This window comes from Larkinella sp. (assembly GCF_965227735.1).
Classification (GTDB): Bacteria; Bacteroidota; Bacteroidia; order Cytophagales; family Spirosomataceae; genus Larkinella.
In genome coordinates, this window is sequence record NZ_OZ245776.1 from 352,483 (window position 1) to 377,407 (window position 24,925).

Below are 24,925 nucleotides of genomic sequence, written 5' to 3' on the forward strand. Positions count from 1 at the left end.
TCAAAAACCACTCACGGCGGAAATGAAACTGAGTCAGCTTAAAGCGGTCAATCTGGAAGAGACGCTAACGCGAAAAGACGAGCTGATGATGACGTGGTCGCTCACGGCATTCGATAGTAAAAACCGCCTGGTGGGGGTGGCTTCCAGCGCCTGGGGTGTAGAAAAGGTTCAGAAAGGGGCGGTTTTGTCCTTTGAAAATCAGGCTCCTGTGCAGGTGTCCATGCCGAAAGGCGGCAAGGTTGTTGCGTCCCTTTTGCTGATCGAAGTCGATGACTACAGCCAGGCCCAGCAATGGATCAAACGCGTTCGTGACATCAACGGCTGGATTCAGGTGCCAGTCGGCTTTTTCGAGATTGGCGCCGAACTGCTGACACCCCTGAAATACGTTACTACGGCCCTGGCAGCCGCCGGAATGGGCGTTCAGTTGACCGACCGGCTGGATAAGGACGATGTTCTGGGACAAAGCAGCGTCGAATTGCGGGACAGCAGCAACGACCGCCAAAAGAAGGAGACGGCAATGCACGTACCGGCCCGGTTTTCGGGACGACACCTGCGCGATTCGTTTGAATACCAGGTCGACTATGACATTCGGCTCAGAAGAATAAAAATAAAGCCCGCTTCCAGTCGTTAAAAAAGTAGATAACCGATTCTAATTCATATCTGTTTTGACTTCAAACCGTATTTCACAAAAAGTGCCCGGTATCGTGTTGCTCTGTCTGCTGGCAGGCTGCAAATCCTCGGCACCCGTCGTTACTAAAGCACCCGAACCGGTTATTTTGAAACTGGGCAACAAGTCATTCACTACCGACGAGTTTTTTCAGTCGTTTACCAAAAATCAAATCAATGGCGATTCGGCCCGCCGGACGGATTTGCGCGAATACATCGATTTATTCACCAACCTGAAACTGAAAGTGATGGCCGCCGAACAGGAAGGGCGCGACACCACGGAAGGTTTCCGGGAAGAAATTGCCACCTACCGGAAACAACTGGCGCAATCGTATCTCAATGATAAAGAGGTCATTGAACACCTGACGGCGGAAGCTTACCAACATTTAAAGGAAGAAGTAAACATTTCGCACATCCTGTTTGCCGTGGCTGAGGATGCGGCCCCGGCCGACACCCTGGCCGCTTACAATCAGGCGCTCGATGTTCGGAAACAGATTCTGGCCGGTACTGATTTTTCAACGGCCGCCCGGCAATACTCCAAAGATCCCACGGCCGCCATGAACGGCGGCAACCTGGGTTATTTAACGGCTTTTCAGGTCGTTTATCCACTCGAACTGGCCGCTTATGCCACGCCCGTCGGTGGTGTTTCGGCACCAATACGGTCGCGGTCAGGCTATCACCTCGTGAAAGTGTTGGACAAGCGGGCCAACCGGGGCAAGATTCACGTCGCGCACATCCTGGTGCGGATCAGCCCCAGCGCAACCACATCCGGCGGGGGTGACGAAGGCCAGCGGGCCGCCAAAAACCGCATCGACGAAGCCTACAGCCGCCTGGAAAAAGGTGAGCCGTTCGACATGCTGGTGAAAGAATTTTCGGACGACCGGGAATCCCGCAACACCGGCGGACTTTTGCCCGTCTTTGGTGTTGGCCAGATGGTGCAACCGTTCGAGGAAGCCGCCTATGGGCTGTCGAAACCCGGCAGTTATTCCAAACCGTTTCAAACCAACTACGGCTGGCACATTGTGCGGTTGATCGAACGGCAACCGCTGGAATCGTTTGAATCGATGGCCGGGGCCTTGCGGCAGAAAGTGGTGACCGACACCCGGGCCGAAGTCGTGCGGCAGGCACTGGTGCAGCGACTTCGGAAAACGTACTCTGTGACCGAATCACCCGACGTGCTGGCCAAAACCCTCACCATGGCCGACAGCAGTTTGCTGACGGGGAAATGGAAACTGCCGGCAACGCTGGACGCAGCCATTGAAAAAAAACCGATTGTGCTGGTCAACAAACAACCGTATACCGCGAATGAATTTCTGGAGACCGTGGTGCGCCGTCAGCAGCCCCGCAAAGACCCAAGCTCGTCGGCGCGGGTGCAGATGGAGCGGTTGTTCCGGCGGTTTGTCGATGATAAAGTGATTGAACAGGAAGAGGCCGCGCTGGAAAAGAAATACCCGGAATTCCGCTCGCTGATGAACGACATCCGCGACGGCGTTCTGCTGTCGCAGGTAATGGAAATCAACGTCTGGGAAAAATCACTGGTCGATTCGGTCGGCCAACGGGCTTACTACGACGCTCACAAGGAAAAATACCGCTACGACCAGCGGGCTGCGGCATCGATTCTGGAAGTTCCGAACGACGACATGCTCAAACAGGCGTCGGAAATGCTGGCGAAAAGCCCCTACCAGCTCCGGCGGTCGGTCGAAGAACTGAACTACGGCGTCAATCAAAGTGCGCTGACCACCAAGCAGCGGGAAACGCTGTTTGATTTATTGGTGTTAATGATCAAAAACCCCGACTACCTCGTGGAGGTTTCCGGATCGGCCGATGCCACGGAACGGGATACGGTTTCGGCAAGCCGGATTCGGACGGTGGTGAATTTCCTGACGGCCAACCGCATTCCGATTGTCCGGATTATGGAAAAAGATTACGGAAAATTCCGGCCCGGCCCAGCCACCGGAGCGGGCAAAAATGAGAAGGCCCGGCGTGTGACCTTCCAGTTGTTTTCGACGTCTAAAGAAGATGTGGAGAAGATTCTGAATGCCAGACAACCGGGCGCCGTCAAGCTGACGGAAGGGATTTTTGCCAAAGGAGCCAACCCTTTCCTCGACGCCGTTGCCTGGCAACCGGGAACGACTACCATCCGGCGCGATGGCAAAGTAGCACTCATCAAGATCGACCAGATCGATCCGCCCCGGTTGAAAACCTTCGATGAAGCGCGGGGGGCAGTGATCAACGACTACCAGGCGGTTTTGGAAAAACAGTGGCTCGACCGGCTCAGGCAACAGTATCCGGTGCAAATGAACGAAGAAGAGGTACGTAAGCTGGCTAAATAGACTATTTCTTAACATCATTTAACAGATTCACCGGTTCGGCATATCAATAAATCCTTCCGAAATCCGTAATATTGGATAACAAACCTGAATGAAGTTCTTAATGAAATCAATCCTTCTCTCCTCCTTTGTTCTAACGGCGCTACTCGTTTCCGTATCGTCTCCCTCCTATTCGCAGGGGAAAGGAGTCAGTTTAAACAAGATCATTGCGAAAATCGATAATTACTACGTACTAAAGTCGGATCTGGAACAGGCCCGGCAGTCGTACGCACAACAGAATCAGAAAGCCCCGGCCGATTGCCAGCTTCTGGAAAGTCTGGTGGTTCAGAAAGTTCTGTTGGCCAAAGCCGAAATTGACTCCGTCACGGTCGACGACAAGCTGATCGAAAACCAGATGGACGGTCGGATGTCGTACATGATTCAGCAGTTTGGTTCGGAAAAAAACCTCGTCGAAGCCTACGGCAAAAGCATCGAAGCCTTGAAAAGTGAACTCCGGACGGAAGTGAAAGAACAGATGCTGGGGCAACGGATGCAGACCAAAATCACCGACGATGTGAAGGTGAGCCCCAATGAGGTCCGCAAGTTTTTCAACGGTATTCCGAAAGACAGTCTGCCCTACATCCCGGCCGAAGTTGAAATCGGACACATTGTGCGTCTGGCCAAAGTAACCAAAGAACAGACCGAAGAATTGAAAAAGCGGCTGCTGGCCCTGCGGGAGCGCGTTGAAAAAGGCGAAGATTTTGCCAAACTAGCCACCGAATTTTCTGAAGACGTCGGTTCCGCCCAGAAAGGTGGCAGCCTGGGTTTTGCCAAACGCGGGGCGATGGTCGCCGAATTCGAGGGCGCGGCCATGAAGCTGAAACCCAACGAAATGTCGGACATTGTTCAATCGGAATTTGGTCTTCACCTGATTCAGCTTATTGAAGTGCGCGGGGCTGAATACCACGCCCGTCACATCCTGCTCCGGCCCGACTACAATCGGCTCGATCTGACCGAACCCCGCCGGTTTCTAGACAGCCTGCGGACGTTGATCGTCGCCGACAGTATCAAGTTTGAAAAAGCCGCCAAAGACTTTTCCGAGGATAAAATGACGGCTGATGCCGGTGGCGTCATTCGCGATCAGCAGTCGAACAGCACGCTGATGCCCCACGATCAGAATATGGACTACACCCTGTTCATGACCTTGGATACGATGAAAGTCGGCAGTGTCAGCCCGCCCATGGATTACCGGCTGGAAGATGGCAAAAGCGCCGTACGGTTGCTGTATTACAAACGGAAGGTGGCCCCACACACGGCCAGTTTGAAGGACGATTTCGAGAAGATTGCCAACATTGTGATGGTGAACAAAAAGAACACCGCCATCGACGCCTGGTTCCGAAAAGCCGTCAGCGATGTTTACATCAATGTAGATCCGGAATACCGAAGCTGCAATATTCTAGGTGCCCAAAAAACCGAGGGACCTTAGAAGAGTTATGAGTTAAAGCCTTTCGCCATCTGCCCCTAAATCCCCTAAAGGACGGTCGGCCGCTGCCGGACTTTTGATGTGGATGGTTTCGAGTCCAAATCCCCTTTAGGCCGGGCCGACGTTTCGGGATTTAGGGGCAACTAGCTCAAATGTTTAATTAATACGAACCTGATTTAATTCTTAACTCTTAACTTCTATCCTGTGGTACAATATAATTCTGACGTTGAGGCTGCTGAAGCACTGAATGAAGCATATAAACGATTAAAGAGTGAGATTTCGAAAGTAGTCATCGGTCAGGAAGAAACCGTGCGGCTTTTGTTGACCGCCATTTTTTGCCAGGGACACTGTCTGCTGGTGGGCGTTCCGGGTCTCGCCAAAACGCTGCTCATTCAGACCATCGCTGGAGCCCTCGACCTGAGTTTCAACCGGATTCAGTTTACGCCGGATTTAATGCCGTCGGACATTCTGGGTTCCGAAACCCTCGATCAGGAACGACGGTTTAAATTCATCAAAGGGCCGGTTTTTGCCAACATCATTCTGGCGGATGAAATCAACCGGACTCCGCCCAAAACGCAGTCGGCCCTGCTGGAAGCCATGCAGGAATACTCGGTGACCATTGCCGGACAGAAATACCCGCTCGAACGTCCGTTCTTCGTGCTGGCCACCCAAAACCCGATCGAGCAGGAAGGGACCTATCCGCTGCCGGAAGCGCAGTTGGACCGGTTTATGTTCAACGTTTTTTTGGACTATCCCTCGTATCAGTCGGAGCTGGACATCGTGAAGTCAACAACCAACGACGCGAAATACCAGGTACAAAAGGTCTTGTCGGGCGACGAACTGCTGGCCTTCCAACACCTGGTGCGTCGGGTTCCGGTGGTTGACAATGTGGTCGAATATGCCGTCAAACTGGTGCATAAAACCCGCCCGAATACCGAAATGGGTTCACCGGATGCCAATACGTATCTGGAATGGGGTGCGGGTCCACGGGCGTCGCAGGCGCTGATTCTGGCGGCCAAATGCAATGCCCTGCTTAACGGTAAATATTCGCCGGACATTGAAGATGTGCGCGCCGTTGCCTATCCCATCATCCGTCACCGCATCGTCCGGAACTTCAAAGCCGAAGCGGAGGGTATTACGGTCGATCAACTCATCAAACGACTTTTGTAAGGATTACTTTTTTTATTCTGACTACGGTGCGGTTTTCCAGACGGGAAACCGCACCGTTTTTTTTTGACCGATTAGTAAATTGTCATACTTTCACCGGGATCATAAAGAAATATTTACAAACTTGATCGACGGATCGTGCTATCCGCAGCTTCTAATTGCCTTTTTCCGTGGATAATTGGAGCCATAATTGCGCGCACCCTTGCCCTATGACCCTAAACTCTCTGGCGCTTTTCGCCAGCCGACATCCGAAAGTGGCCGCCGGGCTGATTGTCCTGTCGGAGTGTACGAACGCCGTTCTGGGTCTGCTCCTGGGCAGTTCGCTCCTGGCCGATCAGCCGGGCTGGTACCTGTCGTTTCTGCTGGGCGGACTGGTTTTGGTGTGGTTTCAATTCAGGCGGTACATCGCCCTTCGCTTGCCGGATCTGGTTTCGACGGAGCGGTTCTGGTTTCAAAAACACAGCTATGCGGTTTTGTTTCTGATCAACTTCCTGGCCTATGGAATAGCAGGTGGCATCAGCGGCCGGACCATAATCTACCCGGAACCGTCATTCAGCGTGGCCAGCGAGCGTGTCATTACGTATTCCGCAACGAGTAAAGTGGATACACTGCCGCAACTTACGCCCAATCAGCGTTTGAATTCAACTCAAAACCCTGATCTGGTCGTTCGGGAAAAAGCCCAGACCGGAACCAAAATTGCGTATATTCTTCTGTTTTTGGCCAGTATTCCCCTTTTCATTCTGTCCAGTCGGCTGGCCTGTTCGCTGGCTTGTTCTAATCAGGGCTTTGCTGCGGTTTTTGTCATTTTACTTGGGATGGGCATGCTGGCAGGCGGTTTTTATTTCCTGGGCCGGGCAATCGACAAAAAAATGAAACCGTATAAGCAAATGACCACGGCCGAACGCAAACGGGAAGGTCGACGGTTCGGCAGAACCTTGCTGGGAACGGTTTTGGGTTTACTTATTTTTGCCTTGTTACCATCAGTCCTCCGGTGACCCTTTTTATCTTTTGTGATGAAATACCCATTGATCGTATGAAATACATTTCCAGTCTGCTTTTCTTTTTTTGCATTCATTCTGCTTTCGCCCAATCTTCACTCACCCAAACCGTCCGGGGCCGAATATCCGACAAGGAATCCAAATACCCCTTATCCGACGTTACCATTCAGATCCTGACTACGAATTCGACCGGGAACACTGCCGGAGCCCTTACGGATTCGTCCGGACGTTACCGCATTCCGAATGTCCCGGTTGGTCGTCGAACCATCCGAATTACCCGAATCGGTTATAAAGAAGCTTTGTTGAACAACATCATTGTCGATGCAGGGCGTGAAACCATTCTGGACGTCGATCTGGAAGAAGCCATCACCGAACTGGCCAGCGTCACCGTCAAGGCGCAGCGAACCGGCGACGCCCGCAACGAAATGGCGGTGGTTTCGGCCCGGCAATTTACCGTCGATGAGGCCGACCGCTATGCCGGAAGCCGGGGCGAACCCGCCCGGATGGCGTCTAATTTCGCCGGGGTGCAGGGGGCCGACGACTCCCGCAACGACATCGTCATCCGGGGGAACTCGCCGGGCGGTGTTCTCTGGCGGGTCGAGGGCGTCAGCATTCCAAACCCGAACCACTTTGCGGTTTCGGGAACCACGGGTGGGCCGGTGAGCATCATCAGCAACAAAATGCTGGCCAATTCCGACTTTTTTACGGGGGCCTTTCCGGCAGAATTTGGGAACGGGATTGCCGGTGTTTTTGACCTGCGCCTGCGCAATGGCAACAACGAAAAACACCAGCGAACGCTTCAGTTTGGTTTCCTCGGCACCGAAGCCGCGCTGGAAGGGCCGCTTTCCAAAAAAACCGGCTCTTCGTATTTTGTGACCTACCGCTACGCCAATCTCTGGCTGTTCAATAAAGCCGGTATCGACATCGGAACCCAGGCCGTTCCTTCCTATCAGGATGCCTCGTTCCGGTTTAATTTTCCGCTGAAAAAAAACGCCCGGCTGGCTTTCTGGGGATTTGCCGGCACCAGCACCATCGACGTACTGATTAGTGAACAGAAAGTCTCGGATCGAAATATTTACGGCCAAAACGACCGCGATCAATATTACACCTCCCGCATGGGCGTTGTGGGAGCTACCTACGAAAAACCGCTCAATCGCCGGACATTTCTGCGCGCCACACTGGCCCAATCGGGCTATGTGCAGTTGGCTCATCACAACTATCTGTTCTTTCAGAACGGTGCCGACGGTCGGCCGGTGGTCGAAAACGACCGGTACAAAATAACGAGCCAGGCCAAGGTGCTGGATTACCGGTTTGCCGACACCAAAACCGCCTTAGCTGCGTCGATTAACCACAAATTCAGTTCACGCAGTACGCTGAAAGCTGGCTTGAACGCCGATGTGTATCGCTTCAATTTTGTCGATAGTGCCCGAAATGTCACAATTTTGCCCAATCTACCGACGCAGTTGGCACCCTGGCAAACCCGTTGGGATTCGCAACAGGCCGCCTTGCTGGTGCAGCCCTATGTGCAATGGCGCGTCAATCTGGCCGACCGGCTGACGTTGAGCGCCGGTTTGACAAGCCTGTATTTTTCACTCAATCAAAACAGTTTTTCACCCGTTGAACCCCGCGCCGGCCTGGCCTGGGATTTGCCCAACCGCCAGAAACTCAGCGTTGCGGTGGGGCTGCACAGTCAGATTCAGCCCACCTACATTTACTTTTATCGATTCGACCAACAGCTTTCTCCCTCGGGCGGGCAATTCAGCCGGGATCTGGGGCTAACCAAAAGCTGGCATTACGTCACCTCGTATGACTGGCTTTTGGGACGAAATCTGCGGTTAAAAGTGGAAGCGTATTACCAGAAATTGTTCAACGTACCGGTCGAAGAGCAGAGCAGTTCGTTTTCCATTTTGAATACCGGAGCGAGTTTCTCCCGCGTTTTTCCGGGTCGGATGGTGAATAAAGGAACTGGCCGCAACTATGGAGCGGAACTGACGCTGGAGAAGTTTTTTAGCGACGGCTACTACTTTCTGGTGACCGGTTCACTGTTCGATGCCAAATACAAAGGTTCCGACGGCGTGTTGCGGAATACGGATTTCAACGGAAAATATGCCTACAACGCCGTTTTTGCGAAGGAATTTACGCTCGGCCGAAACACGTTGAGTGTGGGAGCCAAATTCACGGCCATCGGCGGACGCTGGTATGGCCCGGTCGATGAAGCCAAATCGAAAGCGGCTCAGGACATCGTTTACCAGACTGCCAACCGCAACACCCTTCAGTTTCCGGCCTACCGCCGGTTCGATTTGAAAGTCGACTACAAACTAAACCGCACCCGGTTGACGCACACCATTGCCGTCGATTTTGTCAATGTGCTGGGCATTCAAAACATTCTGAGCCTGAGCTATGCCCCCCAACCCGACGGCACGTTCATCAAACAGGAATACCAACTGGGCTTCCTGCCGGTCTTCTATTACCGGGTTGATTTTTAAATATAGACGATAGATTAGAGAGAAAAGATGCGTGCACTAACCCCGTTTGGGTTCGTAATGAAGAACAACAATTCCGCAGTCGAAAGCCGTAGACTTGACTAGTTTTAGATTTTTTCGGCCGTCAACTTCTTTGAAAATAGGCATTCCATTCCCGATGGCCGCTGGGTTGATGAACAAATGGTATTCGTCAATCAGATCGTGTTGGATGAGTGCCGATACAAAAGTCGCCCCACCGTAGGCAATGATGTCCTGACCATCCTGTTTTTTTAACGCATTGATCTCGTCAACAAGATCGTTTTTTGCTAACACCGTATTTTCCCATTCGGACTTTTCGAGGGTTTTGGTGAACACGACTTTGTGGGTTTCGGTAAATTTTATACCGGCTGAAACCTGCGGGTCGTCCGGATTTACGGCCACGCCCCCCCAGTAAGGAATGAACCCTTCTGCCAGTTTGCGTCCCAACACGATGCAGTCAATCGGGTCGGTGATGCCGCCCACATACGTTTTCAGATTATCATCCCAGTCGAACGTCATCCAGTCCATTTCGCCAGTTGGTCCCGCGATGAAACCATCGACGGTCATTTGCACCTGAAGTTTTAGTTTTCTCATCTTTTTGTAAGTAAGACTTATGTCTGATAATTCTATCACACTTTCGCTTTCTGCCCTTAAATCCCCTAAAGGGGACTTTTAGCATCCGGATTAGGCCGTGTCCAAGTCCCCTTTAGGGGATTTAAGGGCAGAAAGCGAAAGTCCTTGTAAGGTTATTTACAAAAATATGGTGTGCCACTGAAAGAGATGGGTTGCTGGTGCGGCTTTAAAGCGGGGCGATTGCGACAAAGGCGGTTTTCTTCTGACAAAGGCTACCTCACAATCCTAAAAACCGCTCGACATCCTGGCTCGTATCCAGGTCGATGCTTCCCGGTTCAAACGGCACTTCGGCACAGTCGTCCGGGTGGTTTTTGATGATCCATTTCGCACCCTGATCGCCTTCCAGACTGAGCAGTTCACTGATGTATTTGCGATCGAACAACGCCGGAACGCCTAGGCTGTTGGCGTAGCCGGAGGCCACGATGCCTTTCCCGGTTTCTTCGTAAACCTGCACCAGTTGCAGTAATAATCCCCGATCGACGTGGGGTTGATCGGTGAGCAGAAACAACACGGCATCAATCTCTTTCTGAGTCAGATACACAGCCGCCAGTCCGGTTTTTACCGACGACGACAGGCCCTGCTGCCAGTGCTGGTTGTCGATGATCGTCACGGGCAACCCTTCCAGTTCGGGTGCGATCCGGTTTTTGTTCGCCCCGACGACTACCACGACCGGCCGAAACGTCGTCGACAGGGCGGTTTCGACCACCCGCCGGATCAGGGTGCGCCCCTCCCACTCAATCAGTTGCTTGGGTTGGTTATTCAGCCGGGAAGAGGTTCCGGCGGCTAATATGATGATGGCAACGTTCATTCTACGGAAGTGCTGATCGACTGCACCGGCTGGTGGATGGGTGCATTCTTGAATTTCAGCGGTTGCGCGGAAGTCCTGCGAAAAACCGCCTGAATCTCGGCCAAAATCGACAGGGCTATTTCCTGCGGGTTATCGGCACCGACGTCCAGGCCCACGGGCCAGAAAAGCCGCTGTTCATCCGTCGGAGCAACAAAATCGCGAACGTCTTCCAGCAAGGCATCCCCCCGTTTTTTGGGACCCAGCAAACCGATGTAGGGAATCTCGGTTTGCAACAATTCCTGTAAAACCGCCTTATCGTATTTGAAATTATGAGAAATCAACACCGCTGCCGAGTAGATGTCGATCGGAATCTGCTGCCGGATTTCATGCCGCTGAACAGCCATCATGTCATCGGCTTCGCCAAACCGCCGGGGTTGCAGGTGCGCCACACAGTCGTCGGTGATCACCACGCGCCAGCCAATCTGTTTCGCCAGTTTCACCAGCGGTACGGCATCGTACCCGCCCCCGAAAACCAGCAACTGAATGTCCGGTTTGAGTTCCTCCACAAAAACACCCGCGCCGTCCGGCAGGGCGGTTTCAAAGGTTAAGGGCCGCCGTTCCTGCATGACGCGGTCGAGGGTTTCGAGCGGATTTTCCGAATCGTCGGGGTCGATGGATTGAATCAGGACGTCCAGCACCCCATTGCAGCCCAGCCCGATGCCGAAATTTTCGCCCTCGGGGTCGGACGTATCGTAGGTTACCAGGCGGGCCTGCCGGGTTTGCATCACCTCACGGGCTTTCCGCAGGGCGTCGCCCTCCAGACAGCCGCCACTGATGGCCCCGATCCACTGCCCGTCGTCGGTGATGTACATGCGGGCACCCGGCCGACGGTAGCCCGAACCACTCAGCCCCACAACGGTCGCCAGAGCGGCTTTGCGTTGGCTAAAGTCGGTTTTTCGGTATGCCCGGATGATTTGTTGAAATTCGTTGATCACGTTCTTAAATAATGATGACCGGGTCGCCGGTGCGATGATGAACGATGGATGATTAGGTATCTAAATTAGCCCTAATTCATCATTCATCGTTCATTATTCATCATTTTCTTACTAAATACTTCCGACGGATAGCCCACTTCGACCAGAAACAGCCCGCTGGCCGGGGCCGAACGACCGGCTTTCCGGCGGTTGTTCGCCAGCAAAATCTCCTGAAATTCGGCAACCGTCATTCGCCCCTGCCCCACTTCCAGCATGGTTCCGACCAGCGTTCGAACCATGCCGTAGAGAAACCGGTTGGCCTTGATGTGGAACACCAGTTGATCATTCTCGATCAGCCACTCCGCCCGGTGAATCACGCAGCGAAAATGCGATACGTTAGTTCGTACTTTGCTGAAACTCTCAAAATCAGTATGTTGCAGAACCAGTTGGGCGGCTTCGTTCATCAGGTCGACGTTCAGTTCCGGACGAAAGACGTAGACCAGGAAATCCAGAAACGGACTTTTCTGCTTCCGAATGCGGTATTGGTAATAGCGGGTCGTGGCCGAAAACCGGGCGTGCGATTCCGGATCGACCGGAAAAATGGACTGAATTGCAATGTCGGGCGGCAACATGCAGTTGAGGGCATGGATCATCAAATCCGTCAGAGCGATGGGTTTTTCGATGTCAAAATGCGCAAACTGCTGTTCGGCGTGAACCCCGGCATCCGTCCGACCGCTCCCTACAATGGCAATGCGTTCTTTCAGAATCAGGCTCAGCTTCTGCTCCAGAACTTCCTGAACACTGATGCCGTTGGGTTGAAATTGCCAGCCGTGGTAGGCCGTTCCGCGGTAGGAAAGTTGAATAAAGTAGCGCATAAAATGCAAAAATAACGTCCCAATGCGCCAAACCCTCTTTTAAGACCGAGCAGGTTCTTCGTCGATCGCTGTAAAATCGATGCCTTCGTAAATGGCTCCGACGGATAATTCAAAATTAAAGCGCGGAAAAACCACGAGATCGTCCGGTTGGACATACCGCTGATAAGTCCACCGATCCGTATTTTCCACCCGGGCATACAACTCCACCCCCAGCTTATACTGATTAATCAACAGATAATACATGAGGGAAGGCATTTTCTGGTATTCCTCCCACTTATAATCCCGATCGGTAGCCACCGACGATTTGGACAAAACTTCAACAATCAGGCTCGGCTGCCGGATGATGTATTGGCTTTGTAGATCGAAAGGATGGCAGGTCAGAACGATGTCAGGATACGGATAATACTCATTTTTGACAACTTCTACTTTGACGGTTTCGGAATAAACCCGACATCCTTTCGGGCGGAAATGGCTTTTCAACAAATCTTTTACGCTATCAACCAGCAAGTTATGGCGGAGTGTACTCCCCGCCATATCATAGATCTGTCCTTTATAAAATTCATGACGAATTTCACTAGCTTCTTCCAGCTTGAAATATTCTTCTGCCGTTAAAATCGATTTTCCAACCGGAAGTGCGTCCATATTATCAAAGGTTCTTTATTGCATCTTCTTACCCAACGCGTTGTCATACAACTCCTTCGCTTCCACAACGGACAAAACCGTCTCCCCGTCGATCACAAAACCGCCTTCCGAAACCGTTCCTAACAGCGTAACTGAAACACCCGATTTTTCCAGTGATCCTTCGAATTGAGCCTGTTTGTCCGGCGAAACCGACACCACCACCCGGCTCTGGCTCTCACCAAACAGGAAGGCATCTTTCCGGAAACTGCCGTCGGTCTGAATCGTAAAACCGGTTTCACCCGCCATCGCCGATTCCGCCAGCGTGACGAACAGACCGCCATCCGAAACGTCGTGCGCGGAAACGATCAGTTTTTCAAGGATAATTCCTTTTACAACCGCTTGCAGGGTAAATTCTTCCTCCAGATCGAAAACCGGGGCCGGAGAACCTTTTACGTTCCGGTACGAATAGAGGTATTCCGACGAACCGGCGTCATTTTTTGACTCACCCAGCAGGTAAATCAGATCACCCGGTTTCTGGAATCCGAGCGTCATGCGGTTGCCAGGGCTTTCCATCAGGCCGAGCATCCCAATCGTTGGCGTCGGGAAAACCGGGCCTTCGTCGGAGCTTTGGTTGTAGAAACTGACGTTACCGCCCGTTACCGGCGTGTTGAACCGTTCGCAGGCTTTTTTCATGCCTTTGATGGCACCCACAAATTGCCAGTAGACTTCCGGCACATACGGATTTCCAAAGTTCAGGCAGTTCGTGATGGCCAGCGGTTCCCCCCCCGAGCAAACAATGTTACGGGCGGCTTCGGCCACGGCAATGGCGCAACCTTCTTCGGGATCGGCGTTCACATAGCGGCTGTTGCAATCAACCGTAATGACGATGGATTTGTCGGTACCTTTGACGCTGACAACGGCGGCATCCGAGGGTGCGTTCGTGCTGCGGTTGGCGGTTCCCACCATCGAGTCATATTGCTCATACACCCAACGGCGTGAGCAAATATTGGGGTGCGACAGCAGGTGTTCGGCAACAGTCCGGATTTCACCGCTCTCCACATCCGGAATGCTATCAATAGAGAACTTTTTAAACTCCTGAAAATAAGCCGGTTCGCGGTATTCGCGTTCGTATTGTGGTGCGCCACCGCCCAGCACCAGGTCATCGGCCGGCACATCGGCGACCAGTTGACCGTAGCGGTGAAAATGCAGACGACCGGTATCGGTGACAACGCCAATCTGTTCGCAATTCAAATCCCATTTATCAAAAATCTGACGGATCACGTCTTCTTTTCCTTTTTCAATCACCACCAGCATCCGCTCCTGCGACTCCGACAGCAGGATTTCGAACGGTTCCATGTTGAGCTGGCGCGTCGGCACTTTGTCCAGGTCGATGTACATGCCGTGTTCGCCTTTGGCACTCATTTCGGAGGTCGAGCAGATAATACCGGCCGCCCCCATATCCTGAATACCAACGACATAACCCGTTGCAATGATCTCCAGCGTGGCTTCGAGCAGCAGTTTTTCCATGAACGGATCGCCCACCTGCACCGCCGGGAGTTTTTCGGTCGATTTATCCGAAATATCTTCCGATGCGAACGTCGCGCCGTGAATGCCGTCTTTACCCGTGGCCGAACCAACGATAAAAACCGGGTTCCCTACACCGTAGGAAGTAGCCTTGGCCACTTTATCAGTTTCGACAATCCCGGCCGAAAAGGCGTTTACCAGTGGATTGACGTTGTAACAATCATCAAAATAAACCTCTCCGCCTACCGTCGGAATACCGAACGCATTGCCGTAATCGCCGATGCCTTTGACGACGCCTTTCAGCAAGCGCCGGGTTTTGGGCAGCGACAAATTGCCAAACCGCAGGGAGTTCAACTGAGCAATGGGCCGCGCACCCATCGTGAAAATATCACGATTAATACCGCCGACGCCCGTGGCCGCGCCCTGATACGGTTCGATGGCCGACGGGTGGTTGTGCGACTCGATCTTGAAACTACAGGCCAGCCCGTCGCCAATGTCGACCAGTCCGGCGTTTTCTTCACCTGCTTTAGCCAGCATCCGGCTCGGCGCATCGCCCGTCGTGTCGCGGGGCAGGGTTTTGAGCCAGATGATCGAGTTTTTATACGAGCAGTGCTCCGACCACATGACGGAGAAGATACTCAGCTCCGTAAAATTGGGTTTACGGCCCAAAATGGCAATAATTCGGTCGTATTCGTCGGGAAGCAGACCCAGTTTGCGGGCCGTTTCGAGGGTTGGTAATTGATCGGTCGTTTCGGCAGACATGCGGATTGAGCAGAATGTTCGTTCCGGCAAAGGTAAGGCTTTTCGGTCATCCTGCCGAAGTCATTACCGAACGAATCGGGAAATCGACCCGGTTTTCTCAAAAAAATGGCCTAAATTTCCCGAATTTCCGTTTAAACCCTGAAGCCGTTTTGCCTCCAACCCCCTGAAGGTGGCTTGCCGGAATTGAGAAGCACCCTTCAGGGGGTTGGGGGCAAAACGGCTTCAGGGCGAAAATAAGGAAGGCAAATTTATTACTAATCAAACCTTGTGAGTACGAACGATTCCCAAATTCGAACCGTCCAGGTAACCCGGTATGTGACGCCCCTGCGCGAAGGCGGTTCGCTGCCCGCCATTGTGGAAGCCGACGATGATTTTCTGTACGTTTTGAAATTTCGGGGGGCAGGGCAGGGTGTGAAAGCGCTAATTGCCGAACTGATTGCCGGGGAAATTGCCCGCGCCCTCGGTTTCCGCATTCCCGAAATCGTGTTTGCTATTCTTGACCCCGTTATGGCCCGCACCGAACCGGATGAGGAAATTCAGGATTTGCTGCGGGCCAGCGGAGGGCTGAATCTGGGACTTCATTACCTGTCCCGCGCCATCACCTTCGACGCGATTGTGAACGACGTCGATGCCCGGCTGGCTTCCCAAATCGTCTGGCTCGACTGCTTCATTACCAACGTGGACCGCACCGCCCGCAACACCAATATGCTGATCTGGCACAAAGAACTGTGGCTGATCGACCACGGTGCGGCACTCTATTTTCATCATTCAGGGCAGAACTGGGCCGAACAGGCCGTCAAACCGTTCGGAGCCGTGAAAGACCACGTGCTGCTGTCGAAGGCGACTGAACTCGAAACCGTCGATGCGGAATTTCGCCGGATTTTAACGCCCGAGCGCATTGCGTCCATCGTGGCGCTTGTTCCCGATGCGTGGCTGGTTCAGGAAGGTTTTGCCGATTCAGCAGAGGAGCAGCGGCTCGTTTACACCCGGTTTTTGGAAACCCGGCTCGCCCATTCAGAAATTTTTGTCAAGGAAGCGCAACATGCCAAAACACTTGTTTGAGTACGCCGTCATCCGGGTCGTACCGCGCGTCGAACGGGAGGAATTTCTCAACGTCGGCGTCATTCTGTATTGCCCGGCGCAGGGCTTTTTGAAAACCGTGTTTGAACTGAATGCAGTACGGCTGTGTGCGTTTTGCCGCGAGATCGACATTCCGGAACTCCACGAACGGCTCCGGGCTTTTGAACGAATCTGCGCGGGTCGTCGGGAAGGCGGGGCCATTGGTCAATTACCCATTGCGTCCCGGTTTCGGTGGCTCACCGCCAACCGCAGCACCATTGTACAAACCTCGCCGACGCATACCGGTTTATGTGACGATGCGGGAGAAAAGCTACAACAACTTTTTGAGCAACTGGTGCAGTAGCGCCGGGAAGTCCGAATTGTTAGTCTACTTTCAAGGGAGGACCAACAACCTGCATGTCATGGTCGGCAAAGATTTTGGCAATTTCTTCATTTGAAGGCTCTTTTTCCAGGGAAGCCATGGTTACGAAAAACTCCTCCAGTTTGCCTGCGGGTTGAAGAATGACGGTCATTCTTCCTTTCTCACTGACCTGCGTCCAGGCATGCGGAACTTTCCGGGGCAGAAAAATACTGTCGCCTGCTTTGAGTTGGTATTTATCCTGGCCTACCAGAAACTGGTATTCTCCTTCCTGAACCTGAAAAATCTCATCCTGATTGGGATGAACATGGAGCGGAGTACCGCGTTTTGGCGATAGAGAGGTCTGTTCAAACACGGCCAAATCGCCATTAGTGTCTTTACCGGATATTTTAACATCCAGAATATTCGAATTGACGCCTTTCAATTGAATATGACCATGATACCGCCCCTCTCCGTTATTGACTTTAAATCCTTTTACTGCCCGGTCATTTCTCCCGAAGATTTGAATGGGAATGGCTGCGGGGGTCACAGCCAGTGTCGTTTGGATAAAGGTTCGACGTTTCATGCATACATTTGTCAGAATCGTTTTTAATAAACCACCTTTCTTTTCCCAGTTTTTTAGAGTAAGGGTGGATTCATCTTCAAAATACAATGGGTATTGCAGAAAGCCTTGTCCTTTTTATTTAACGTAATTTCATGTTATCAATAATGCTGGATTTCAGGACGCCGTCCGCAGGGTGGGTGATTCATTCAACCGGTTTATCGTGTTTACCTTCGTAAACTTCTTTCAGAAACAAGCCTGTCGATCCCGAAAACGACATAATGGCGTATTGGGTAGCGGTATAGCCCTGCTTTCCTTTGGTTTTGGCCAAAGCCAGCATTTCCGCCCGTTTTGATTCCAGGTGCAGGTTGAGCCAATGGACCATTTGCCGGTAGGCATCATTAAATTCTTTCTCTTCCTCCGGGTTCATTGCTCAATCGGCTAAATTTGTCCTGATCAGATTGTATACAAAAGAAAATAGCCACCCTTCCAAAAGAGCGGCTACGTGACTTGACATCCGGTGATCCCGTTTGGATTCGAACCAAAGACCGTCTGATTAGAAATCAGATGCTCTATCCAACTGAGCTACGGGACCGAAATCGAGTCCAAAAGTACAGGATTAGCCGCAATTCCACAAGAAAACACCATTTCATTGTCTAATTCATGAACTTACAGTCCCCCAGCGGCTTGCTTCAGGGTAGCAATATCGATCTTATCCATCGCCATCAGGGCCTGCATCACCCGCTGGGACCTGCCGGGGTCTTTATCATATAAAAGCTCCCCTAAAACGGTGGGAACAATCTGCCACGACAACCCGTATCGGTCTTTCAACCAGCCACACCGCGATGTGGAGCCTCCCTCAGAAAGTTTCTCCCATAATTCATCCACTTCTTCCTGCGTTTCGCAGTTGACAAAAAACGATACGGCTTCATTAAATTTGAAGTGTGGGCCGGCATTTAAGGTCATGATTTTTTGTCCTTCGAGCTGAAAGGTTCCGCTCATTACCGGCCCATCGGCACCCATTCGATTCAGACTCAGAATTGCTGAATTTTTAAAGATTGAAACGTAAAAATTCATGGCCTCTTCGGCCTGGTTATCGAACCACAGAAACGGGGTAACTTTTGGCTGGCTTGTCATCGGAGTCGTAGAAAAGGGTAATTCTTTTCAACAAATGTATCACCATTACCGCTGGGAAGACGGGGGTAAACGCGACAATCTAAAGGGTCGATTACGCCATCGGAACCGGTTTCGGTAGTAACTATACCACCAGAAATCCTTTCGTGAATTGGACGGGTTTTAAAAAATGAATCAAGCTTATACTGAACCATGGACAACTTCGATGAACAAAATGACGCAACGGGTAAATCCCCGGATGATCAAAAATCCGGAAACCTCAAAGACTCCCTGATCCAGCTCATCAGTCGGGTTGACCCGACCATTGACTGGTCAAAAGTTAACTGGGACCAGCGGGAAGGGGACGGTTTTGGCTCCTGCTCCTCAGACGATCAGAGGACGACCCGAAAGCTCGAAGCAGCTTTTTATGCCCTGAAGCGTGAAAAAGAATGACGTTTTGACCTGGTGAATTACCCGAAAACCGACAGAAGCGGGATCTCATGCCCGACTGAATGGCCTGGCATTTCGACCGCAATGCCAACGTCAAAATAAACGCCAATTTTGACGTTTAAACAGACATCAGAACAGACGTCAAAACATCCGCATTCACTTCTCTTTATTATTTGGCCTGACCGCCCCATCCATTCTGGCTTCAGGTAATTAGGACACCTTGCGTATCTCCCGGATTTAAACCATCTCATAAGCCCGGTTATACCAACTATCGATTCGTTTTATAGTGTTAGTAAGTCATTTTATGTCCACGCACAAAATTAATATCAACATAGTTGTATTCTTTTTTAACTTTAAGCCAGCTACAACCCTGATCGAGAAGGGCTGGCAGTTTAAACAAGTTTATATTCCGTATTAACCTTACATTTCTTATGCAAAACAACTACCGTTTAACCCTGACACGCCAGGGGTTATTACTATTCATCGCACTGTGGGGAAGCCTCTCTTCGCTGTTTGCCCAGTACCCTATTCCACCTGTTTACTGGCAAACGGTTTTCGATAAAACCAATACGCCGGATTTTAGCCGGGGCGAACTTTTTAGTTCCGTAGAAATGGCCCGCACGCCAGACGGTGGTAGTGTCATCATAGCACACCCTTTTTACTTTGTCAACAACCAGAGTAGACCTTTTATCACCAAACTGGACCCTACCGGCAAAGTCGCCTGGACTACGGCTTTACCAGACTTTTTTTTCCCTTCTGCCGTCCAAACCCAGCCGAATGGAGACATTGTGGTAGCGGGAAATTTTTCGTCCAGTTTTGCCCCGTCCAGTTTTGGATTTGTTCGTTATAACCCGGCGGGTTACATAAATTTTTACAATGCGCTTGTATTGCCCGATCAGTTTACAAAACCGCGTAGCCTGGGCGATATGGTTCCCGCTCCCGATGGTGGGTTTTTGTTGGTTGGCTATGAATACCCATCCACTACGCCTGACCAGCGCCTGGACATTGTGTTAGCAAAGGTTGACCAAAATCTTACTTTAAGCTGGTATAAATCCGTTGGCGGAAGTGGTATAACGTTTTTATTTAAAGCGGTTCGAGCCTCAGAGGGCGGAGGATACCTGATTCATGCTCAGACTACTGCTCCTACGATTACAGGGAATCCGGATATGAGTTATGGGCTTTCATTTGATTTTAAAATTGATGAAACAGGCACGATTGTCTGGCAAAGTGTAGGCCGACAGAATGGGGTCCTGCGCGCACTTTCTCCGCGGAAAGGCGGTTATTTTGCCATCGGAAATTACGGCTGGATTACATCCAGGGCGGTGTTTAAACTCGACGAACAACTTAATATCATTCAAGGCGTTCCATTGCCTGATTCGGAAGAAAATAACAGTCAACATTCCATTTCAATTGCCACAACACCCGATGGCGGGTGTATTGCCGTTGATAAATTAACAGACCGCTATCCCAATGGGCCTCATTCGGACTACCGGATCACGAAGTATTCTCCCAATTTGGACATCGAATGGCAGGAACAAGGGGGAGGTCCGGGAAATGAAGAAGCCCGTCGTGTCATCGTCAACCCCGACGGAACCTACCTGATAGCAGGCACTACGACATCACCCCGGCTATTTGGTGGGGTCGATGCCGAAGGGAAAGTAGCCGTTTGGGTCCGTCGGCAGGCGGCTTTCGTTAACGCTTTGCAGCTCAAAGCTCCGACCTACGATTGCAATACCGGGGCCATTACCTTCAATACCGCAGGCGGTGACGGTAGCCCTATTACTTTTGTGGCACCGGGCATTAGCAAGGCCACACCGGCCAGTAACTCAGGAGTTGTGGAAGCCGGTTTACGGTTTGACCCCAAACCCATCCCGATTCAGGCTACTCAAAATGGCGTCACGGTAAGCCTTGCGTTTGACCTCAAAGCCTATTGTATCGGCGGAGAACCCGCTCCGGGTGGAGGGAGTCTGTCGCTAATCCAGCCCACCTATGATTGCAATACCGGGGCTATTACGTTTAACACGACGGGTGGGGATGGAACCACCATTACCTTTGCGGCACCGGGTATCGCCCGTTCCAGTGTCACGAGTAATACGGGAACGGTGGAAGCCGGTTTACGGTTTGACCCCAAACCCATCCCCATTCAGGCTACCCAGAGTGGTAAAACGGTAAGCTATCTGTTTGATTTACCGGCTTACTGCAACGGTGGGCAGCCTTCTCCGGGTGGAGGTAGCCTGTCGCTCACTCAGCCCACCTACGATTGTGTCACCGGGGCCATAACGTTTAATACGACGGGCGGAGATGGAAGCACCATTACCTTTGCGGCACCGGGTATCGCCCGTTCCAGTGTCACGAGTAATACGGGAACGGTGGAAGCCGGTTTACGGTTCGACCCCAAGCCCATCCCCATTCAGGCCACCCAGAATGGTAAAACGGTAAGCTATCTGTTTGATTTACCGGCTTACTGTAGCCCCAATTCGAATGCGCGTCTTGGAGAAAGCGAATTTGGCCAAAAACTGACGGTCCGAATCCTGGAAAACCCCGTACGTCACCAACTCCGTGTTCAACTGGCCGGGTCCGCTCAGACACCAATCCAGTTACGAATTACTGACTTACAAGGCCATGTTCTCCAAACCCGAACCATCAATCCTGACCAACGAAAAGACAATCAGGTGTTTGGGGTTGATCAGTTGCCGACCGGGCTCTTTATCCTGCAGGCCACGACAGGGCAGCAGGGCCAAAGCATTAAGTTCCTGAAAAAATAACCTGTTCACCGATCATAACCGGCTCCACTTCACTCGGCCCTGGCTTTAAAAGCGAGAGCGCACAGTCGAGTGGAGCCGCTTTTTTCGACCGGTAAACCGCGCTGCTGCCATCCCGAAAGAGAGACTTAGCTGTTCGTGTTGATCACTTCGTACCGGGCGCGTACAAACATGAATATACCGTAGCAAAACAAGCCCAGTGCCACGGCGCCAAGCAGGAAAGAGCCGTAACTGGCTTTCTCCAGAAAGGCAAAAGCACTGCTACTGCCTCCGACTTCGCGGGCATTGGACTCCATAGCCGCTTTTATAAATAAGTAGCCGATCAGACCCCAGACGATTCCCCGCGCGATATATCCAATTTTCCCGGACCGGATGATCATCTCTTTCAGTTCTGTTTTGATGGAAGAGGTTCGGACATTTTTCAGGTATTTACCAGACATAGCCCGGTAGATTTGGTACACCCCGATGCCAATGATACAGACGCCGATCAGGCCGACAAGCCATTGGCCATACGGTTTCTGCAGTAGTTCGCGAACGAGGGTCTGGCGCGAATTGTCTCCGCCATGATTACCCCGGCTACCCAGTACCATCCGGAAAGAGCCATAGGCCAGGAATCCATAGACCAATCCGCTGAAGGCATACCCTAACCGACGACCGATGCCTTTGGCGTCGGTTCCCTTGTGCTCGTTGTCAAGAAAAGCCTGTGTGAGCCGCCAGAGGGCGTAGCAGACCAGGCCTGTGGCCACCAGTGCCAGCAAAAACTGCCCGAACGGTTGAGCCAGTATAAATCGAAAAACGCCCTGTTTATTGAGATTACTTTCCGTACTACCGCCAATTTCAAAAGCAGCCATAAACGCCAGTACGCCAACCAGGCAATAAACCACTCCTTTGGCCACCAGGCCAAACCTGGCAAAACGTTTCACCCATTCAGGCTGGGTCGAGGGTAAGTGGGAGGAGATGCCGGATAAGTTCATCATCGAAATCGTTATGTGTAAGTTGCTTTCCGCACAGTCGGACTGCTGTAAATAACATAATTGATTTAGATTCTAAATGTTTTATGATTCGCTGCGGAACCAGCTTATGGCGGTCTGAATACGGTGCTGAAATACTATGGAAGGATGAAATAACCGGTTCTTTGAGTCGTATCAGGATGTCTACGATGATGCGGAAAAGTCGGACGAATCGCCCCTGTACAAAAACGGGGAAGGCGTTTTAACCTCGCTGATGGATATTGCCAAACTGGGCGTTTACGGCAAATTCGATCAGGTCTGAAAACAGAACGTGCACACGGTATGGATTTTTCTGCAGGATAATAATTTGAAAATTAAAAGTGAAAGTAAAACTCGATTTAATGTAAATTATTCATTAAATGAACAATTATATACATAAAGACGTAAACGTCAATATGCTACTGAAGAACAGAAAGAGGCCGGTGGATCCACTACACGCTCGTATCAAGTTAGGGACTTTACCTATTCTTGCCAGTAGTAGGCTATAGCCAAATAGTAAAAAATTAAGGAAAGGGTAATTGCTTTTAGCTAGACCTTATGAACGTCCGATCCTCAATATTTGAGCGGTCTGGAAATTGGTGGACCTCACTGGTTATTTAACGTTCAGGGAATCTACAGGGCTATTTGGCAAAACGATTGAAAAAGTAGTTCCTATTCCTTCAACACTGTGAACACTCAGTGTACCCCCATGAAGTTCTACAAACTGCCGGGCGATGACAAGCCCCAGGCCGGTTCCCTGAATAGAGGAGGTATTTCCGGCTCGGAAAAAGGGTTGGAACAAGGCTGAAAGATCACTGGCGGGAATGCCAATACCCGTGTCGATCACCTGAATCATAACCGTTTCGGACGTAAAGCGCAGTACCAGTTGCGGGCTATCCGGAGCGAATTTAAAGGCATTGGATAACAAGTTTACCAGTACATGACTCATCAGTTTTTCATCCAGGGAAATGCTATATGGTACCCCTTCCAGTGAAAAATCGACGATCCGACCATCTATTCGATCACTGAAATGCCGGTCAATAACGTGTTGGCACATCATTACGACATCGGTCCAAAGCGGATGAAACGAAACTTTTCCCGCTTCAATGGTTCCCATGGTGAGCAAATCCGTCATCAACTCGTTCACATGTTCAATCTGTCTAGAAATAACCTCTGCATACTTTTCGATGAAGGGCTTAGCAATATCCTGGGGTTTTGCCAGATACAGTTTGATCAAATCCGTACTACTTTGAATGACGGTCAGGGGGGTACGAAACTCGTGAGAAGCGATGGAGACAAACCGGGATTTGAGGTGGTTAAGCTCCTGCTCGCGTTGTAAGGATTGTTGCAGGATAAATTCATTCTCTATCTGGGAAGTGACTTCAGCAGCCATAACCATTACCCCGGTGATGGTTCCGGATACATCACGAAGAGGGGTATACGTATAGTTAAAATAAGCGTCCTGCAACGTTCCATTCCGCTTGATCAGAGCCCGTTCTCCCGTGCCGAAGTAGGGCACTCCGGTGTCGTAAACGGCTTCCAGTAGTTCGATGAACCGTTGTCCTTTGAGGACCGGCTGAGCCTCGATCAATTCCATACCAACAACAGAGGGGTTCTCAACAAAGGAGCTTTCCCGCCAGATTTCGCGCATCGCTTCATTAGCGACATTAATGACCATATTCCGACCACTCAGTAGAGCAATTCCCAGGGGAGCCTGTTCAACAATGGTGCGAAAGCGCTCTTCACTTTGCTGAATTTTTTGTTGAGCAATAATCAATTGCGTCGTTTCCTGGCACACGACCAGAACTCCGGCGACCCGACCAGAATCCGTCAAAACGGGACTGTAACCAAACGTCCAATAAACATTCTCCATTTGACCATTTCGGTAGATCGGCAGGAGTTGGTTTTCACTCCTGGTAGATTCCCCTCCGGCTAGCACCTGATCGATCAGGGGCTTGATGGTCGGCCAGATCTCAGGCCAGCAATCCTGACCCCGCTGGCCCAATGCACCCGGATGCTTCCCCTGATTGCCTAAACTAGGCCGGAAAGCGTCGTTGTAGAACTGGATCAACTCGTTGCCCCAGAACAGTACCATGGGAAACTTGGATGACAGGATTAGTGATACCGTGGTAAGCAAGCTCAGGGGCCAGTCCTCGGGGTTGCCCAGTGGAGTACTCTCCCAATCAAAAGCTCGGGTTAGTACTCCCATTTCCCCACCACTATTCAGAAAGTTGACCGATCGTGTTTGATTTTTCAACATAAAAAAACTAAATAAGATTTTATTAATAATCAGCCCAAAAAACGTTACTATTTATCGAATTGAAACTGTCTT

General features: G+C 51.3%; 21 protein-coding genes and 1 tRNA gene. 10 read left to right on the forward strand and 12 right to left on the reverse strand.

Features of this window, described 5'->3' with window-relative positions:
- Nucleotides 1–22: 22 nt before the first annotated feature.
- From ACO064_RS01500 to ACO064_RS01525, 6 genes are all read left to right on the forward strand, one after another.
- Nucleotides 23–631, forward strand: coding sequence for a hypothetical protein (locus ACO064_RS01500; RefSeq protein ID WP_421825658.1), 609 nt, complete (start codon nt 23–25; stop codon nt 629–631).
- Nucleotides 632–665: 34 nt separating this feature from the next.
- Nucleotides 666–2,999, forward strand: coding sequence for a peptidylprolyl isomerase (locus ACO064_RS01505; RefSeq protein WP_421825659.1), 2,334 nt, complete (start codon nt 666–668; stop codon nt 2,997–2,999).
- 100 nt (nt 3,000–3,099) lie between these two features.
- A complete protein-coding gene (locus ACO064_RS01510; RefSeq protein WP_421825660.1) occupies nt 3,100–4,461 on the forward strand; it encodes a foldase protein PrsA in 1,362 nt (453 codons plus the stop codon).
- 201 nt (nt 4,462–4,662) lie between these two features.
- Nucleotides 4,663–5,628 (forward strand): AAA family ATPase, encoded by a 966-nt coding sequence (locus ACO064_RS01515; RefSeq protein ID WP_114409524.1) that lies wholly within the window; start codon nt 4,663–4,665, stop codon nt 5,626–5,628.
- A gap of 206 nt (nt 5,629–5,834) precedes the next feature.
- A complete protein-coding gene (locus ACO064_RS01520; RefSeq protein WP_421825661.1) occupies nt 5,835–6,620 on the forward strand; it encodes a hypothetical protein in 786 nt (261 codons plus the stop codon).
- Between the two features lie 38 nt (nt 6,621–6,658).
- Entirely contained in the window at nt 6,659–9,109 is a 2,451-nt protein-coding gene (locus tag ACO064_RS01525) for a carboxypeptidase regulatory-like domain-containing protein (protein ID WP_421825662.1), read from the forward strand.
- A gap of 36 nt (nt 9,110–9,145) precedes the next feature.
- Here the strand turns inward: ACO064_RS01525 and ACO064_RS01530 are convergent, their stop codons facing one another.
- The 6 genes from ACO064_RS01530 to purL all read right to left on the reverse strand — a co-directional run bounded on the left by ACO064_RS01530 (nt 9,146) and on the right by purL (nt 15,300).
- Nucleotides 9,146–9,718: a dihydrofolate reductase family protein gene (locus ACO064_RS01530; RefSeq protein WP_421825663.1), complete on the reverse strand. Its 573-nt coding sequence runs from the start codon at nt 9,716–9,718 to the stop codon at nt 9,146–9,148.
- A gap of 256 nt (nt 9,719–9,974) precedes the next feature.
- A complete protein-coding gene (locus ACO064_RS01535) occupies nt 9,975–10,565 on the reverse strand; it encodes a nucleotidyltransferase family protein (protein ID WP_421825664.1) in 591 nt (196 codons plus the stop codon).
- A complete protein-coding gene (locus tag ACO064_RS01540; protein WP_421825665.1) occupies nt 10,562–11,539 on the reverse strand; it encodes an XdhC family protein in 978 nt (325 codons plus the stop codon). Before ACO064_RS01540 ends, ACO064_RS01535 begins: the two co-directional genes overlap by 4 nt.
- Nucleotides 11,540–11,622: 83 nt before the next feature.
- Complete coding sequence (gene truA, locus ACO064_RS01545; protein WP_421825666.1) at nt 11,623–12,393, reverse strand: tRNA pseudouridine(38-40) synthase TruA; 771 nt, start codon at nt 12,391–12,393, stop codon at nt 11,623–11,625.
- Between the two features lie 39 nt (nt 12,394–12,432).
- Nucleotides 12,433–13,035, reverse strand: coding sequence for a Uma2 family endonuclease (locus ACO064_RS01550; protein ID WP_421825667.1), 603 nt, complete (start codon nt 13,033–13,035; stop codon nt 12,433–12,435).
- Between the two features lie 15 nt (nt 13,036–13,050).
- Nucleotides 13,051–15,300: a phosphoribosylformylglycinamidine synthase subunit PurL gene (gene purL / locus ACO064_RS01555; protein WP_421825668.1), complete on the reverse strand. Its 2,250-nt coding sequence runs from the start codon at nt 15,298–15,300 to the stop codon at nt 13,051–13,053.
- Nucleotides 15,301–15,567: 267 nt separating this feature from the next.
- Here purL and ACO064_RS01560 point away from each other — a divergent pair, with 267 nt between their 5' ends.
- Entirely contained in the window at nt 15,568–16,362 is a 795-nt protein-coding gene (locus tag ACO064_RS01560) for a HipA family kinase (RefSeq protein ID WP_421825669.1), read from the forward strand.
- Nucleotides 16,343–16,723: a DUF3037 domain-containing protein gene (locus tag ACO064_RS01565; RefSeq protein ID WP_421825671.1), complete on the forward strand. Its 381-nt coding sequence runs from the start codon at nt 16,343–16,345 to the stop codon at nt 16,721–16,723. The genes ACO064_RS01560 and ACO064_RS01565 overlap by 20 nt, the downstream gene beginning before the upstream one ends.
- A 19-nt stretch (nt 16,724–16,742) precedes the next feature.
- On the opposite strand, the gene ACO064_RS01570 is transcribed toward ACO064_RS01565, so the two are convergent.
- The 4 genes from ACO064_RS01570 to ACO064_RS01585 all read right to left on the reverse strand — a co-directional run bounded on the left by ACO064_RS01570 (nt 16,743) and on the right by ACO064_RS01585 (nt 18,416).
- Nucleotides 16,743–17,303, reverse strand: coding sequence for a cupin domain-containing protein (locus tag ACO064_RS01570; protein WP_421825672.1), 561 nt, complete (start codon nt 17,301–17,303; stop codon nt 16,743–16,745).
- A 181-nt stretch (nt 17,304–17,484) separates the two neighbouring features.
- Nucleotides 17,485–17,709 (reverse strand): hypothetical protein, encoded by a 225-nt coding sequence (locus ACO064_RS01575; protein ID WP_421825673.1) that lies wholly within the window; start codon nt 17,707–17,709, stop codon nt 17,485–17,487.
- Between the two features lie 91 nt (nt 17,710–17,800).
- Nucleotides 17,801–17,874, reverse strand: a tRNA-Arg gene (locus ACO064_RS01580).
- 74 nt (nt 17,875–17,948) lie between these two features.
- Nucleotides 17,949–18,416, reverse strand: coding sequence for a VOC family protein (locus ACO064_RS01585; protein ID WP_421825674.1), 468 nt, complete (start codon nt 18,414–18,416; stop codon nt 17,949–17,951).
- A gap of 189 nt (nt 18,417–18,605) precedes the next feature.
- On the opposite strand from ACO064_RS01585, the gene ACO064_RS01590 reads away from it, so the two are divergent.
- Together ACO064_RS01590 and ACO064_RS01595 are read left to right on the forward strand one after the other, a co-directional pair.
- Entirely contained in the window at nt 18,606–18,845 is a 240-nt protein-coding gene (locus tag ACO064_RS01590) for a hypothetical protein (protein ID WP_421825675.1), read from the forward strand.
- 428 nt (nt 18,846–19,273) lie between these two features.
- Nucleotides 19,274–21,607: a T9SS type A sorting domain-containing protein gene (locus ACO064_RS01595; RefSeq protein ID WP_421825676.1), complete on the forward strand. Its 2,334-nt coding sequence runs from the start codon at nt 19,274–19,276 to the stop codon at nt 21,605–21,607.
- Between the two features lie 125 nt (nt 21,608–21,732).
- Here the strand turns inward: ACO064_RS01595 and ACO064_RS01600 are convergent, their stop codons facing one another.
- A complete protein-coding gene (locus tag ACO064_RS01600) occupies nt 21,733–22,581 on the reverse strand; it encodes a DUF1206 domain-containing protein (protein ID WP_421825677.1) in 849 nt (282 codons plus the stop codon).
- 625 nt (nt 22,582–23,206) lie between these two features.
- The gene (locus tag ACO064_RS01605; protein ID WP_421825678.1) at nt 23,207–24,688 is read right to left on the reverse strand and encodes a PAS domain-containing sensor histidine kinase; all 1,482 of its coding nucleotides are present in this window, start codon (nt 24,686–24,688) and stop codon (nt 23,207–23,209) included.
- Nucleotides 24,689–24,925 lie beyond the last annotated feature (237 nt).

What these genes read in the sequence shown, in the direction of transcription:
- ACO064_RS01500 (WP_421825658.1), top strand. Translation starts at nt 23, where the DNA reads ATGAAACTGAGTCAGCTTAAAGCGGTCAATCTGGAAGAGACGCTAACG.
- ACO064_RS01510 (WP_421825660.1), top strand. Translation starts at nt 3,100, where the DNA reads ATGAAATCAATCCTTCTCTCCTCCTTTGTTCTAACGGCGCTACTCGTT.
- ACO064_RS01520 (WP_421825661.1), top strand. Translation starts at nt 5,835, where the DNA reads ATGACCCTAAACTCTCTGGCGCTTTTCGCCAGCCGACATCCGAAAGTG.
- ACO064_RS01525 (WP_421825662.1), top strand. Translation starts at nt 6,659, where the DNA reads ATGAAATACATTTCCAGTCTGCTTTTCTTTTTTTGCATTCATTCTGCT.
- ACO064_RS01530 (WP_421825663.1), bottom strand. Translation starts at nt 9,718, where the DNA reads ATGAGAAAACTAAAACTTCAGGTGCAAATGACCGTCGATGGTTTCATC.
- ACO064_RS01535 (WP_421825664.1), bottom strand. Translation starts at nt 10,565, where the DNA reads ATGAACGTTGCCATCATCATATTAGCCGCCGGAACCTCTTCCCGGCTG.
- truA (WP_421825666.1), bottom strand. Translation starts at nt 12,393, where the DNA reads ATGCGCTACTTTATTCAACTTTCCTACCGCGGAACGGCCTACCACGGC.
- ACO064_RS01550 (WP_421825667.1), bottom strand. Translation starts at nt 13,035, where the DNA reads ATGGACGCACTTCCGGTTGGAAAATCGATTTTAACGGCAGAAGAATAT.
- purL (WP_421825668.1), bottom strand. Translation starts at nt 15,300, where the DNA reads ATGTCTGCCGAAACGACCGATCAATTACCAACCCTCGAAACGGCCCGC.
- ACO064_RS01565 (WP_421825671.1), top strand. Translation starts at nt 16,343, where the DNA reads ATGCCAAAACACTTGTTTGAGTACGCCGTCATCCGGGTCGTACCGCGC.
- ACO064_RS01570 (WP_421825672.1), bottom strand. Translation starts at nt 17,303, where the DNA reads ATGAAACGTCGAACCTTTATCCAAACGACACTGGCTGTGACCCCCGCA.
- ACO064_RS01575 (WP_421825673.1), bottom strand. Translation starts at nt 17,709, where the DNA reads ATGAACCCGGAGGAAGAGAAAGAATTTAATGATGCCTACCGGCAAATG.
- ACO064_RS01585 (WP_421825674.1), bottom strand. Translation starts at nt 18,416, where the DNA reads ATGACAAGCCAGCCAAAAGTTACCCCGTTTCTGTGGTTCGATAACCAG.
- ACO064_RS01590 (WP_421825675.1), top strand. Translation starts at nt 18,606, where the DNA reads ATGGACAACTTCGATGAACAAAATGACGCAACGGGTAAATCCCCGGAT.
- ACO064_RS01595 (WP_421825676.1), top strand. Translation starts at nt 19,274, where the DNA reads ATGCAAAACAACTACCGTTTAACCCTGACACGCCAGGGGTTATTACTA.
- ACO064_RS01600 (WP_421825677.1), bottom strand. Translation starts at nt 22,581, where the DNA reads ATGATGAACTTATCCGGCATCTCCTCCCACTTACCCTCGACCCAGCCT.
- ACO064_RS01605 (WP_421825678.1), bottom strand. Translation starts at nt 24,688, where the DNA reads ATGGTACTGTTCTGGGGCAACGAGTTGATCCAGTTCTACAACGACGCT.